This is a genomic window from Sporolactobacillus pectinivorans (assembly GCF_002802965.1).
Classification (GTDB): domain Bacteria; phylum Bacillota; class Bacilli; order Bacillales; family Sporolactobacillaceae; genus Sporolactobacillus; species Sporolactobacillus pectinivorans.
Genome location: NZ_NXGA01000001.1, coordinates 1,653,232 through 1,666,913, shown reverse-complemented (window position 1 = coordinate 1,666,913; position 13,682 = coordinate 1,653,232). Strand labels below are relative to the sequence as shown.

General features: G+C 45.5%; 11 protein-coding genes and 1 other annotated feature. Of the genes, 2 read left to right on the top strand and 9 right to left on the bottom strand.

Annotated elements, in window-relative coordinates; all coding sequences use genetic code 11:
• Positions 1-2: 2 nt before the first annotated feature.
• The 4 genes from COP04_RS07960 to COP04_RS07945 all read right to left on the bottom strand — a co-directional run bounded on the left by COP04_RS07960 (position 3) and on the right by COP04_RS07945 (position 4,833).
• On the bottom strand, positions 3-1,019 hold the full coding sequence (locus COP04_RS07960; protein WP_100487478.1) for an ABC transporter ATP-binding protein: 1,017 nt from the start codon (positions 1,017-1,019) through the stop codon (positions 3-5).
• Positions 1,020-1,034: 15 nt separating this feature from the next.
• Complete coding sequence (gene opp3C, locus COP04_RS07955; RefSeq protein WP_100487477.1) at positions 1,035-2,042, bottom strand: oligopeptide ABC transporter permease; 1,008 nt, start codon at positions 2,040-2,042, stop codon at positions 1,035-1,037.
• Complete coding sequence (locus COP04_RS07950; RefSeq protein WP_100487476.1) at positions 2,042-2,971, bottom strand: ABC transporter permease; 930 nt, start codon at positions 2,969-2,971, stop codon at positions 2,042-2,044. Before COP04_RS07950 ends, opp3C begins: the two co-directional genes overlap by 1 nt.
• A gap of 179 nt (positions 2,972-3,150) precedes the next feature.
• Entirely contained in the window at positions 3,151-4,833 is a 1,683-nt protein-coding gene (locus tag COP04_RS07945; protein ID WP_100487475.1) for a peptide ABC transporter substrate-binding protein, read from the bottom strand.
• A gap of 291 nt (positions 4,834-5,124) precedes the next feature.
• Between COP04_RS07945 and COP04_RS07940 the strand changes: the two genes are divergently transcribed.
• Positions 5,125-5,514: a DUF3899 domain-containing protein gene (locus COP04_RS07940; protein ID WP_100489595.1), complete on the top strand. Its 390-nt coding sequence runs from the start codon at positions 5,125-5,127 to the stop codon at positions 5,512-5,514.
• An 81-nt stretch (positions 5,515-5,595) separates the two neighbouring features.
• On the opposite strand, the gene COP04_RS07935 is transcribed toward COP04_RS07940, so the two are convergent.
• Both COP04_RS07935 and COP04_RS07930 read right to left on the bottom strand, forming a co-directional pair.
• The gene (locus COP04_RS07935) at positions 5,596-7,272 is read right to left on the bottom strand and encodes a peptide ABC transporter substrate-binding protein (RefSeq protein WP_100487474.1); all 1,677 of its coding nucleotides are present in this window, start codon (positions 7,270-7,272) and stop codon (positions 5,596-5,598) included.
• A gap of 182 nt (positions 7,273-7,454) precedes the next feature.
• On the bottom strand, positions 7,455-8,480 hold the full coding sequence (locus tag COP04_RS07930; RefSeq protein WP_100487473.1) for an IS30 family transposase: 1,026 nt from the start codon (positions 8,478-8,480) through the stop codon (positions 7,455-7,457).
• 217 nt (positions 8,481-8,697) lie between these two features.
• Positions 8,698-8,961, top strand: a binding site (T-box leader).
• 81 nt (positions 8,962-9,042) lie between these two features.
• Between COP04_RS07930 and trpS the strand changes: the two genes are divergently transcribed.
• A complete protein-coding gene (trpS, locus tag COP04_RS07925; RefSeq protein WP_100487472.1) occupies positions 9,043-10,035 on the top strand; it encodes a tryptophan--tRNA ligase in 993 nt (330 codons plus the stop codon).
• Positions 10,036-10,219: 184 nt separating this feature from the next.
• Here the strand turns inward: trpS and COP04_RS07920 are convergent, their stop codons facing one another.
• The 3 genes from COP04_RS07920 to COP04_RS07910 form a co-directional block, all read right to left on the bottom strand.
• The gene (locus tag COP04_RS07920; RefSeq protein WP_100487471.1) at positions 10,220-10,966 is read right to left on the bottom strand and encodes a DUF3603 family protein; all 747 of its coding nucleotides are present in this window, start codon (positions 10,964-10,966) and stop codon (positions 10,220-10,222) included.
• A 259-nt stretch (positions 10,967-11,225) separates the two neighbouring features.
• On the bottom strand, positions 11,226-12,464 hold the full coding sequence (gene fabF, locus COP04_RS07915) for a beta-ketoacyl-ACP synthase II (RefSeq protein ID WP_100487470.1): 1,239 nt from the start codon (positions 12,462-12,464) through the stop codon (positions 11,226-11,228).
• Positions 12,465-12,575: 111 nt separating this feature from the next.
• Positions 12,576-13,511, bottom strand: a complete 936-nt coding sequence (locus tag COP04_RS07910) for a beta-ketoacyl-ACP synthase III (RefSeq protein ID WP_100487469.1) — start codon at positions 13,509-13,511, stop codon at positions 12,576-12,578.
• Between the last annotated feature and the right edge of the window lie 171 nt (positions 13,512-13,682).

Below are 13,682 nucleotides of genomic sequence, written 5' to 3'. Positions count from 1 at the left end.
AATCATTTTCCTCCCACGCCGATTGTTTTTGGGGGATCCACTTTCGGTGCCCGTTGATCAAGCAGCCAGCAGGCCGTCTTTTGAGTTTCCGACACCTTTGTATAGGCCGGCATATGATCCAGGCACACTTTCATTGCATAAGGGCATCTCGGTGCAAAAGGACAGCCCTTCGGCGGATCGCTCAGATCGGGTGGAGTTCCCGGAATTGCAAGAAGCTTGTCCGTCTTCGCATGAAGCTTAGGCATTGACGAAAGAAGCCCCCAAGTATACGGGTGTTTGGGTTGATAAAAAATTTCGTCGATCGACCCTGTTTCAATGATTTTGCCGCCATACATAACTGCCACTCTTTGGGCAAGATTAGCAACAACACCCAGATCATGAGTAATCAGTATGATTGCAGTGCCCGTCTTCTCCTGAATATCCCTCATGAGATCGAGAATCTGTGCCTGAATCGTAACGTCAAGTGCAGTCGTCGGCTCATCAGCGATTAATATTTTAGGATTGCAGGCAAGCGCAATCGCAATAACCACACGCTGCCTCATGCCGCCGGAAAACTGATGCGGGTATTCATCCACCCGCTTGTCCGGATTCGGAATGCCTACCAGTGAAAGTAATTCGATCGCTCGTTTCTTTGCATCACTCTTGCTCATATTCTGATGCTTGATAAGACCTTCCATGATTTGCTTTCCAATTTTCATTGTCGGATTTAATGCAGTCATCGGGTCCTGGAAAATCATCGATATATCTTTGCCTCTGACCCTTTGCAGTTGTTTCTGCGAGTACTGAACGAGATCATGACCTTCAAGAAGTATTTTCCCAGCAGTTACTTTACCTGGAGGGCTTGGGTTCAGTCCCATAATCGCTTTCGATGTAACGGATTTGCCGGAACCGGATTCTCCAACTATAGCTAAAGTCTCTCCGACATTTAACTCCAGATCCACACCGCGAACGGCCTGGACATGGGCTCCAAAAATGTCAAATTGAATATGCAAATTTTGAATTTCCAATAACTTGTCCATAACTGTCCCTCACAATCAGCGGCGTAATTTCGGGTCAAATGCATCGCGCAGCCCGTTGCCGGCAATATTAAAGCAAATTAAAAGCAGGGAAATAACGATTCCCGGATAAATCGTCTGATAAGGATGAATCTGAAGCACGGAAAACCCATTGCTTACAAGAGAACCGAGTGAGGCCTGTGGATCACGAATACCAAGACCGATAAAACTGAGAAACGCTTCAAAGAATATCGCATTCGGGATTGAGAACATCGTATTAACGATGATCATCCCTAAAGAATTCGGAACAAGGTGGCGAAAGATGATCCTTCCATCCCCTGCGCCTAAGGTCCTTGATGCCAGCACAAATTCCTGATTCTTAAGTTTCATCATTTCTCCGCGAACGATTCGCGCCATTGCAACCCAGTTTGTCGCTAATATGGCAATAATAATCGTTAAGAGTCCCGGCTGCAAAACGAGAATCAACAAGATGATCCAGACAAGGTTAGGAATGCCGGAAATGACTTCAATAATACGCTGCAGAATATTATCAACGGTACCGCCAAAATAACCCGATATGCCTCCATAAACGACTCCAATAAACACATCGACTAACGCGGCGACAAGAGCGATAAACAATGAAATTTGAGTGCCCGCCCATGTCCTGTTCCACAAATCGCGGCCGAGCTGATCTGTCCCGAACAAGAAATTCTGCTTCACACCACGCTGCTGATAGATGTCTATACCGTTTTCCTTGCCGCTGAACATCGGCAGCCAGGACAATGCGCTGACCTTTGGCGGAAGGTTCGACCAAATCAAATTTTGATTCGTCGTTCCAATTTTATTGATATGCGGACCGACTAGCGCCATGACAATGATCAATGCAATGATAATCACCGAAATAACCGCGCCTTTATTTTTCATAAACCGTCTGAAAGCATCTTTCCATGTACTGACGACTTTGCCGGATATATGTTCGCTGACGCTCTGGTTCGCACCAACCGGTTCAAACATTTCTCTTGTAATTTCTTCGCTGGCTGCTGCCATTATGAATGACCTCCTGACACACGAATTCTCGGATCAATAATGCCATACAGAATATCGACAATCAGAATGGTCACAATAAATAGTGCCGAATAAAGTTCCGTTGTACCCATAATCATCGGATAATCATTGGTCACAATGGAATCTACAAACTGAGAACCAATTCCGGGTATGCCAAAAATACTTTCAATGACAAGGGAACCGGTAATAATCGCCGCGGTCAGAGGGCCGAGAATCGTAACCACTGGAATGAGTGCATTCCGTACCGCGTGCTTAAAAACCACCGCGCTTCTTGTCAAACCCTTTGCCTCAGCAGTCACGATATAATCCTGGTTAATCACTTCAACCATTTCCGTCCTCATAAAAATGGCAACTTCCGCGAGAACGCCGACGGCCAGGGAGGTAACCGGCAAAACATGGTAAGACGGGCCGCCCCATCCGGCCACCGGAAATAGTTGCACCATCACACCGAGGCAATACTGCAGGATGCCCGCGAAAATAAATGAAGGAATTGAGATACCCAACGTTGCAAAAATCATCGTGCCCCAGTCAAGCGCAGTACCTCTGCGCAGGCCGGATACTATGCCAAGCAGAATGCCGAGAATGGCGCCGATGATGATCGCTTCCATTCCAAGATCAAGGGATACTGGAAATTTAGCGAATAACAAGGATGCTACCGATTCATTGCCAAACTGGAATGAACCGCCCATGTTACCATGCAGAAGATTCCACATATATCTAACATACTGAACAGCGATCGGCTGATCGAGTCCATAGTAATGTTTTAATGTATTAAGCTCTGTCGGTGTCAATCTGTTTGCAAACTTGAACGGCGTACCAGGCAGAAGCTTCATTGCCAAGAAAGTCAGTGTGATGACGACGTAAAGGGTAATAATCATATACCAGATCCGTTTAAGAATGTACCGTCCCACTGGGAAATAACCTCCTGTGTAAAATTTTCATCTATTTTCTCTTACATCATCATCAATTTAACAATAGCAGCAAATGAACAATTTTAATATTCATAAAATATGGAAGGGAGAGCATATGCCATCTACCGACACATACTCTCCCTCCATGAGTTACCAACAGACCCATTCAAAATACTTCATTATTTTGTGGTAATGTATGCCTGAGAAAAGTCAACTTGTGGGCCATAAGAAGGCTGTGAAAGACCTTTGACAGTCGGCTTCTGAGCCCAAGTCTGACCTTCCTGATAAATAGGAACGATCGGATAGTCAGCCATCATCGTTTTTTCAGCGGAAACCATGTCGGCCCAGCGTTTTGCAGGATCGCCCGTTTCAGCCTTAGCGTTTGCAATCAGAGAATCGAATTTCTTGTTAGACCAGCCGGTTGTGTTCTGGGCATTGCCCGTTGTCCACATATCCAGGTAAGTCATTGGATCCTGATAATCCGGGAACCAGCCGCTGAATGCGAGATCAAATTTGAATTCCTGATTCAGCGTCAAATAGTTTGCCCACGGCTGCTGGTTAATCGTAACCGTTACACCCGGCAGATTCGTTTGGATCTGGTTAGCAAGGTACTCATCCCACTGCTTATACTGATCACCGTTGGAACTCAGGAAGCTGAGATTCAGCTTTGTGATTCCCAGTTCTTTCTTAGCTTTGTTCCACAATGCTTTTGCGTCTGAGGCGTTGCCTGCAGGATAGCCGTTCACAGGAGCGTCACCGCGGAAGTCATTGCCATCCGGACCCTTAGTAAAGCCCTTAGGAACAACATAATTAGAAGCAACAGAACCGTCGTTGAACAGAACCTTTACAAAGCTGTTGCGGTCAATCGAAGCATTAATCGCTTTGCGCAGATCCAGATTTTTGAGATATTTGTTTGTTTTCTGGTTGATATAGAGAAAGAATGTTCCAGATGTTAGGTTACTGTGAATTTCTTTCGGATTGGTTGCTTTCAAGTTATTAACAAAGTCGCCAGTTAATGAAACAGCATCAATTTTACCTGTTTTGTACAGATTGACACGTGTTGAAAGGTTCGCCTGATATTGGACATTAACTTGCGTCAGCTTTGTTGCCTTTGCATTCCAATAGTCCGGATTCTTCTTATATGTCCAGTTAGAGCCCTTCTTCCAGGAAGAAAGAATGAACGGTCCACTGTAAAGCACATTCGAAGGGCCCATTGCGAAGTTGCTTCCCTGTTTCTTGACGAAGTCAGCGCGCAGAGGCATAAACTGAGGCTGAGAGAGAATGCTGTAGAAGAACGGAGGTATCGGCTCTTCCAGCTGTATCTGAAGTGTCTTCGAATTCAGAGCTTTAACACCAAGCAGATTGTACTTGCCATAGAACTGTTTGTTCGTTGGATCTTCAATTTTTGAAGCATTTTTAATTCCGACTGCTGTAAATAAGAAGTTATAAGCCGGTTTAGCAGCCGGATCGTTCTGACGCTGCCAGCCATAAACAAAATCTTGGGCTGTGATCGGCTTGCCATCGGACCATTTAGCATTGCGAAGCGTAAATGTAACTGTCTTCTTGTCGGCGCTGACTTTTGGGGCGCCTGCTGCAAGATCCCATTGATATTTGTTATCGTGCATCCTTGTCAAGCCGGCTTCTGTCATCTCAATAACGTTTGTCGATGTCGTGTCGGTCGCAAGATTTGGATCAAGTGTAGGAATATCTGCCGTTGACGCCAGATTGAGCACTTGACTCTTGGCAAGCGTATTGCTGCTTGCACTTGAACTGCTGCTGCTTGAGCTGCCGCAAGCGGATAACACGAGGCTGAGCGCTAAGGCTAATGATAGCACCAGCGACCATTTTGCTCTACTCCTCATAAAACAATGACCTCCCCATGGTAAATTATCTTTTTTTTAGATCGTTCTGCTCACGTTTTAGAAGACAGAATCAACCTACAAACGCTATTATACAAGTTATTTCTTTTATTTGCATTCTTTTTTTTGTAAAAACAATATTTTCTATTAATTTTATGTTGAAATTTATTGATACTACGCTGTTTTTTTAAATTATTTTTTTATAACAAATGTCATATTATATAACATAGTCTACCATTCATTTTGTTGCCCTCCTTCGTGTTCTCCGTTATGATGTTTGAGAGGTGTTTCATGATGAAAAAACTATTCGAGAAAAAAAGATCTATCACCTTCATCATAGTTTTTGCGGTGGAACTGTTATCATCATTCGCCGCGATGCTGTTCAGGAATCACCAGTTTTCCCTGTTTAGTCTTACGGATTCGCTTGGACTCGTCAGCCTGATTTTTCTGACTGCAGGCCTAATTATATTCGTTATTCAGGGTGGTTTTTTTGATGGGATTGTATATAGCTTCCGCAGATTCGCCCGTTCTGTACGAAAAAAACAGCTCGGGGATGTAGACGCTGAAGCGCCTATGGCAGAATATAAAATCAGGGATGGTTCGCGTTGGCCTGTTACTTGGCCGCTGCTGTTTGTCAGTCTGATTCTTTTTATTCTTTCTCTGCTCTTGTCTTTATTCCTCTGAAATTATATGTTGAAAATAGCTTACTTACGTATAAAAAGAGCCGGTTTCCCGACTCTTTTTATTTTTGGTTGTCTCAATTTTTTAATGTTTTAAAATGTAAGCGCCCGTGAGGTCAACTGTAGGCCCGTAAATCGGATACTGGAGACCCTGAACATAGGGCTTCTGCACCCAAACCTGTCCGTCCTGATCCAGTGGAATAATCCCTACATCCTGAATCAGAATTTTCTCAGCACTTTGCATGTCTTTCCATCTGGTCGTTTCGTTGGCCTCACTCTCGGCGCTAGCGATCAGCTTATCGTAAGTTTTGTTGGACCAGGCGGATGAATTTTCCGGCTGGTTGGTTGTAAACATATCCAAGTAAGTCATCGGATCCTGATAGTCGGGAGCCCAGCCAGCATAGGACAGATCGAATTTAAATCCTGTTTGAAGTGTCAGGAAATTTGCAAACGGCTGCTGGTTAATTTGAATGTGCACACCCTTAAGCTTGCTTTCAATCTGAGAAGCGAGGTACTGATCCCAAGTTTTCAGTTGATCGCCATCTTGGGTCAATAAAGTAAGATTCAGCGTTTTTATATCAAGTTCCTTTTTCGCTTTAGCCCAGTCATTCTGTGCCTGTTTTGTGCTTTCATCGGTTAAATAACCCTGGGGTGCCGCAGATCGGAAATCTTTCCCGTCCGGTCCTTTTACAAAATCTTTCGGAACGGCGAAATGAGAAGCAATAGAGCCGTTATTCATCAGTGTCGTGACGAATGCTTCACGGTCAATGGACTCACTCAGCGCCTTCCGCAGATTCAGGTTGCGCAAATATTTATTAGTTTTCTGATTAACATAGAGGAAACGTGTCGTTGATGTCAGGCCACTGTAAACTTCTTTAGGGTTTGTCTTTTTCAGCTGATTCGTAAAGTCACCAGACAAGTTCTCAATGGCATCGGATGCCCCGGTCTTGTATAGATTGACACGCGTTGATTCGACCGTTTCTACTTTAACATTGACCTGTGTCAGATGAATTTTCGATGCATTCCAGTAGTCCTTGTTTTTCGCGTAAGTCCAGCCGCTGCCCTTAGTCCAACTCTGAAGAATGAACGGACCGTCGTAAAGCAGATTAGCCGGTCCCTGGGCAAAGTTTGCACCCTGTTTCGTTACAAAGTCCTGGCGCTGCGGAAAGAAACCGGGCGTCGACAGCAGACTCAGGAAAAATGGCGGCGCTGGTTTATCGAATGTAATCTCCACTTTGTCAGTTCCAATAGCCTTTATGCCTAAATTGTCATATTTCCCATACATCGGATCTTTCGGGTCCTGTACTTTGGCCGCATTTTTGATACCTGCCGAAGCATAAAGAAAATTGTAAGCCGGTTTTGCAGCCGGATCGTTTTCATAATGCCAGCCGAAAACAAAGTCTTGTGCTGTGACAGGCTTCCCATCTGACCATTTAATACCCTTGCGAAGAGTAAAAGTATATGTTTTTTTGTCCGCACTGATCTGCGGGGCACCTGCAGCCAGATCCCATTCCACCTTACCGTCATGCATTCTCGTCAGGCCGCTGTTGACCATTTCCAGCGTGTTGGTCGACTGAGTGTCCGTTGCCTGCGTATAGTTCAATGTAGGAATGTCAGCAGTGGTTGTCAGATTCAGCTGTTGCTTGGCAGCCAGCTGGCCTGTCACTTTCCCGCTTGAAGTTGTGCTGCTGCCGCAGGCTGACAGAATCAAAACGAATGATAGAGAAAATGCCGCCAGAAACCTGAACTTATTTTTCTTCATTCAAATGTCCCCCCCGATAAATTCCAGATATGAAAAAAGGCTTGCCTACAAAAGCACTCACCATGTTTTCCATTATACACCAATCAGGCAGAATTTTTTTGAAAATGTGAATATAGTGACATTATTTTTTTAAAACCCGGAATGTCAAATCAAGCGCAACAACCATGGAGTCAGGCCGTGAGCTAGCAAGCTAGCTCGGCCTCAATAAGCTCGGCGGCGCTGGCATAGCCGAGCAACTTGCGGTGTTTCTGATTCAGTGCCTCTTGAACCTGAGCAATAGCATCTTTAGAGAAGCCATGTAGTGACTGGCCTTTAGGAATGTACTCCCGGATCAGACCGTTCTGGTTCTCGTTACTGCCTCGTTCCCAGGGTGAATAAGGGTGGGCAAAGTAGATCTGAGGGCCCTTGACTTGATCTAAGAGTTTGAACTCAGAACCGTTGTCAAAGGTGATGGTCTTAAAGAGCTCAGGCTGCTTGTCGACAACGTTTTGAAGATACTCCAAACAGGTGTCAGCGTGGTAGTTGGGAATCTTCACAATCAGTTCATAACGCAACTGTCGTTCAGTTAACGTCATGAGAGCTGGTTCACTGGCCTGGCGCTTGCCTTTAACCAGATCACCTTCCCAGTCGCCAAAGCGTTTCCGGTCGTTGATGACGTCTGACCGTTCTTCAATTGAGGTGCCCGCCAAGCGCTTATTCTTACGTGAATGATTGGGGTGATTGGCTTTCACATGACGCTTCAGTTTGGCCGGCAGATCAATGTTCTTCACGTCTAACCGGCCTTGATCAATGTAGCGGTAAACGGTCGGCGTTGATGGACAGAGCTGGTCTGGATGCGCTTGTCTGAAGACATGGATATAACTGTCCACACTTTCAATCCGCGGACGCCGTTTGAGCGCCTTTGTGAACATCCTGAAGAACAACCGGCAGCGTTCTTCTAAGCCCTTAGAATGGCATTTTTGACGGGCCCGTTCATGAAAGAGCTGGCTGGTGTCAGCGTAGTATCGATAGACAAAGAGGTAGTCATGATTACGCTGTTGAACCATGCCCCGCTTGATTTCGCGGGAGATGGTACTACGACTGCGATGAAGCAGACGGCTGATTTCGGCTTTTGACTTACCCGCGTTCAAATACGCTTGAATTGCGCCTCTTTCTTCTGGTGTGAGTTGTTGGTAATGCTGGGCAGTGCTATTCTTAGATTGGGTCATGGAGATTTCCTTTCTTTAGAGTTTTGGCACTTTAAGTTTAGGTCTCCATGGCCTATTTGTGTAATCTTGATGTGTTGCACTTAGATTTTAAATCCGGGTCTTTTTTTAAAATCAACAGCTGCTGGGTTCCTGAAAATTTTTCTCTGACATGTTTGCTTTTATCGATCTGTTTTTGTATAATTTTAAGCAATTGAAAAAAGTATTTTTTAAACTTAATTAATAAGCGATGACAAAGAATAGTAAGCATCAGGAAGTCTGCAGAGAGCCTGTGAGGATGGAAACGGGTGGCCGACTGTTGCTGAATGGGCTTTTGAGCTGCAAACCGAATAGGGCTGTGCACATGTGCAGCCAGTAGGGGAAGCCGTTACCGCACGTTACAGCGGGTCTGATTGTCCGTACAATTTTGTGAACGATCAGAATGAGCTGTCTCCGGTTATTTCCGGAAATATTAGGGTGGCACCGCGGTCTATTCGTCCCTTGTGGATGAAGGGCTTTTTTTATACATTTTTTTATCTATTGCATTGCATAGAAAATATACAGGTAAACCAGGAAGGTGATTTTTTTGGCAAAAATTTTTTCCGGTGTCCAGCCGACATCGATTCCTCATTTGGGAAACTACTTAGGCGCAATGCATCATTTTGTTAAACTGCAGGAGGGCAATGAATGCATCTATTGTATCGTTGATGAACACGCGATCACCCTGCCGCAGGATCCCGCTGAAATTCAGCGAAACATTCGAAATCTTGCAGCATTGTATCTGGCAATGGGCATTGATCCCAAGCGTTCAATCCTGTTCATCCAGTCCGAAGTCCCCTGCCACGCGCAGCTGGGCTGGATCATGCAGTGTGTCAGTTATATGGGTGAACTCGAAAGAATGACGCAGTACAAAGATAAATCCCAGGGAAAGAAAGCGATCCCGGCCGGGCTGTTGACCTATCCGCCGCTGATGGCAGCCGACATTCTGCTCTACCAGACAGAGCTTGTACCGGTCGGAGCCGACCAGAAGCAGCATCTTGAGCTGACTCGCGACCTTGCCGAGCGGTTCAATAATAAATATGGGGCTGTCTTTACGATGCCCCAACCTTATATTCCCCCGGTCGGAGCGCGGATCATGTCTTTGGCTGAGCCGAACAAAAAAATGAGCAAATCTGACAAAAATAAAAAGGCAACTATTTTCACACTGGACCCAGAGAAAGATGTCATTAAAAAGATCAAAAGTGCGATAACGGACGACGAAGCATCGGTTCGCTATGACAGAGAGCATAAACCGGGTGTCTCCAATCTACTGGACATATTCTCCCTCTGTTCCGGAAGGACAGTCGACGATCTGGTCGCAGCCTATCAGGGTAAAGGATATGGGGAATTTAAGACTGATGTAGCTGAAGCTGTCGTCGGTGTGTTAAAACCCATTCAGGAGCGCTACAGCAATTTGATTGAGTCCTCTGAACTGGACGACGTCCTTGACGAAGGCGCAGAAAAGGCATACGCCATTGCCAGAAAAACGTTAACAGAGGTGGAAAAAGCCCTTGGTATTGGCAGAAGCAACCGTCTGTGACAGGCCGTAAATCATGTTACATGAGATAAAGTAGTAGCAGAGTATGATTCTTTTTCCCCGAATGAAAAGCAGAATCAGAATGGTCTACAATTTAAAATGAGCCGGAGCAGAAAATTTGCTCCGGCTCATTGACTGTTTTTCATTGATGAAAGCTGCATCATTTTTTTGCGGAGCTGCCATGACTTTACTGAACCTTCGGACCGTGCTCCAGTTCCCACAGTTTTTCGAAATAAGACTGTCCTTTGATCATCCGCTCGCAAATATCAGCGTGCCGCACCGACCAGCCTTGCTTCATCCCTTCTACAAGATCGCAGAATGCTTCTTCTGCGCTCATTCCCCTGCTTTCCTTATATCTGCTCGGATACCATTCGGTATGCCAGTATCGGAGTTCCTCCGTACTGCCCGAAGAATGCAGCTGGTCAAGCGCCATAAATAAAAGCTGTTTCATCTGCCGTTCTTTGCGGGTAAGGCCGATCATCAGTTCCGGGCTAAGGGACAGCATATGATACTCTTTTTCTTTGGCGTCAGCAGGAAGCGGATAACGTTCAGCAGCCATTTTGTCCGCTTTATCCAGAATCATATTCTCCTGACGGGGAATGAGTCTGCTCTTTCTGATAGGGACTGAGTAGCCAAGTGTGTCAGCCGCCAGACAGCGCTCTCCATCTGTGACAATGAAACAATATTCAATGACTTCCCGCTGATTGTTTTTACAGATTACGCTTCGGTTCCGAACATCTTTCAGAATTTCCTCAGGCAGGTCCTGCAAATTGTTCTCAATATAATTAAGAAACGGTTTTTCCACTTTGACGAGCGGTACCTGATCAAGAAGCTCGATAAAGTCATGCTTTCGCCATTCGTAAAACTCGCAGACATTATAGCTGTTTTCTTCACCTTCAAACCAATTGACCCAGATATCACTGATGATCTCCATGAATATGTCGTCTCCTCTTTTAATGATTTGAAAACATTATGGTCATGTCTGGAACATTTTATTCTGTCAGAGCTGACATTTCAGAATTACAGATTAATCGTTTTCACTATCTCTATGCACAAAACTATCAATTGATAACCTGATGCAGATCATAAGAACAGGCAAATCAATCTATCCGTGAAAAATCTTTGATCGCTTAAATTAAAGCAGAAAAAAACACCCGATGAACTCAGGTGCCTTGTTTTTCAAAACTGGGTTTTTATCCTTCAAATTTTTTGAAGACCAACGTTGCATTGTGGCCGCCAAATCCGAATGAATTGCTCATTGCGACTGACACGTTTTTCTTTATCGCACCGTTTGTCACATAGTTGAGATCACAATCTTCATCTGGTGTCTCGTAGTTGATCGTCGGCGGAACAATCCCATCTTCAATTGCTTTAATTGTAAAGATAGCTTCCACGCCACCGGACGCACCAAGCAGATGCCCAGTCATTGATTTTGTTGAACTGATTGCCATATGGTACGCTTCATCGCCAAAAACATCCTTGACCGCTTTTGTTTCTGTTGAATCATTAGCGGCCGTACTTGTACCATGTGCGTTAATATAATCGACCTGACTTGCTGACAGCCCGGCATTTTCCAGAGCCATTTTCATTGAACGTACAGCACCGGCACCTTCAGGATCCGGCCGGGTAATGTGAAACGCGTCACTGGTCGCGCCGTAACCCACAACTTCTGCGTAAATGTGCGCACCCCGCTCCAACGCAGAATCAAGTGATTCCAATAAGACGACGCCGGCGCCTTCCCCCATAACAAACCCGTCACGGTTCTTGTCAAACGGCCGACACGCGGTTTTGGGGTCCGGATTGGTAGAGAGCGCGCGGGAAGAACTAAACCCGGCAAAAGACATGTTTGTCAGCGGCGCCTCACTGCCTCCGCAGATCACCGCGTCATTGTCGCCGCGCTGAATTACTTTAAAAGCATCTCCAATCGAATTCGTTCCTGTAGCGCAGGCCGTGACCGTGCAGGAATTGATACCCTTTGTTCCGAGAAGAATAGACACCTGACCGGAAGCCATGTCAGGGATCATCATCGGCACGAAAAAGGGGCTGACCCTTCTGTATCCTTTTTCGATTGCCACACGGAGTTCATTTTCAAAAGTTTCCATTCCACCGATTCCGGAGCCAATCCAGACACCCGTCTTTTCGGCGTTCGTATCATCAATGACATACCCGGCATCTGCAACTGCCATTTTTGCCGCAGCGACTGCAAACTGCGCAAAGCGATCCATCCGGATTACATCCTTACGATCGATAAAGTCTTCCGGATTGAATCTTTTTACTTCGCCTGCCACTTTTGCTCGAAAATCATCGGGATTGACACGCGTAACGATATCAATGCCGGATTTGCCGGCAATAGCGTTTTTCCATGTTGTCTCGACATCATTTCCAAGAGGTGTTACTGCACCTAAACCGGTAACAACGACTCGTCTGTTCATTCCATTCTCTCCCTTATCTAAAAATCTATAGCTATAAACGTATTAATTGAATAGCAGCATAAAAAAAAACAAGTTTTTGAACTAACTTAACCCTAAGAAGAGGGCAGAAAATCATCTTCCCCAGCGCAGCGTCAACGCGCCCCAAGTCAGGCCGCCCCCGAATCCAACCATGACAATCAGGTCACCATCTTTTATCTTGCCGTCCTCCAGCGCATCGGTCAGGGCAAGAGGAATTGAGGAGGAAGATGTATTTCCGTATTTCTGGATCGTTTTAATCATTTTTTCTTCGGGAATGTCTAGTCTTTCCCTCGAAGCCTCCATAATCCGGATGTTGGCCTGATGCGGGATCAGGTAATCAATATCTTCTTTCTTAAGACCGGCTTTCGCCACGACATTGACAGCCGACTCCCCCATCTGCCGAACAGCAAATTTAAAGACTTCACGGCCGTTCATTTTTATGACCTTATCTTCCTGATACAAACTCTTGCCTCCGCTTCCATCGGCACCGAGTTCAAATGAGAGGATACCTTTGCCTTCCGAGACAGATCCGACAACCGCAGCAGCGGCCCCATCGCCAAAAAGAACGGCTGTTGAACGTTCTTCCCAATTGGTAATTTTCGACAGCTTTTCCACACCAACGACCAGGATGTTTTTATAAGCGGACGCGTCAATAAATTGCTTGGCTGTTACAACGCCATAGATAAAACCCGAACATGCGGCGCTAATGTCCATCGCCGGAATTCTGCCGGCCCCCAGCCTGTCCTGCAACATGCAGGCAACAGAAGGAAACGGTTGATCCGGTGTCACCGTTGCCACAATGATCATATCAATATCCGATATGTCAAGATCGGCGTTCGCAATGGCGTTTTTCGCGGCGGCGAAAGCCATATCCGATGTGTCTGTATCTTTATCTGCAATCCGCCTCTCTTCAATTCCTGTTCTCGTGCGGATCCATTCATCAGAAGTGTCCATCATTTTCTCAAGATCAAAATTTGTTAGTACTTTTTCAGGAACGTACTTACCCATTCCCAGTATCCCTGCGGACATCCGTAATTCTCCTCTCAGATCATAACAGTATATATAATGACTTGGTAACAATATAATACAACAAAAAAATTTTGTCCAACAAGCTAAGAATCCTGCCATCTCTTTTATATGCATAGAAAGAGCATGACCCTCCGCCTGTTCCGGGCTGATGTACATCACCTTTCATCTTGC

Excerpts from the sequence above, each read along its gene's own strand:
- COP04_RS07960 (WP_100487478.1), bottom strand. The coding sequence starts at position 1,019 with ATGGACAAGTTATTGGAAATTCAAAATTTGCATATTCAATTTGACATT.
- opp3C (WP_100487477.1), bottom strand. The coding sequence starts at position 2,042 with ATGGCAGCAGCCAGCGAAGAAATTACAAGAGAAATGTTTGAACCGGTT.
- COP04_RS07945 (WP_100487475.1), bottom strand. The coding sequence starts at position 4,833 with ATGAGGAGTAGAGCAAAATGGTCGCTGGTGCTATCATTAGCCTTAGCG.
- COP04_RS07940 (WP_100489595.1), top strand. The coding sequence starts at position 5,125 with ATGAAAAAACTATTCGAGAAAAAAAGATCTATCACCTTCATCATAGTT.
- COP04_RS07935 (WP_100487474.1), bottom strand. The coding sequence starts at position 7,272 with ATGAAGAAAAATAAGTTCAGGTTTCTGGCGGCATTTTCTCTATCATTC.
- COP04_RS07930 (WP_100487473.1), bottom strand. The coding sequence starts at position 8,480 with ATGACCCAATCTAAGAATAGCACTGCCCAGCATTACCAACAACTCACA.
- COP04_RS07920 (WP_100487471.1), bottom strand. The coding sequence starts at position 10,966 with ATGGAGATCATCAGTGATATCTGGGTCAATTGGTTTGAAGGTGAAGAA.
- fabF (WP_100487470.1), bottom strand. The coding sequence starts at position 12,464 with ATGAACAGACGAGTCGTTGTTACCGGTTTAGGTGCAGTAACACCTCTT.
- COP04_RS07910 (WP_100487469.1), bottom strand. The coding sequence starts at position 13,511 with ATGTCCGCAGGGATACTGGGAATGGGTAAGTACGTTCCTGAAAAAGTA.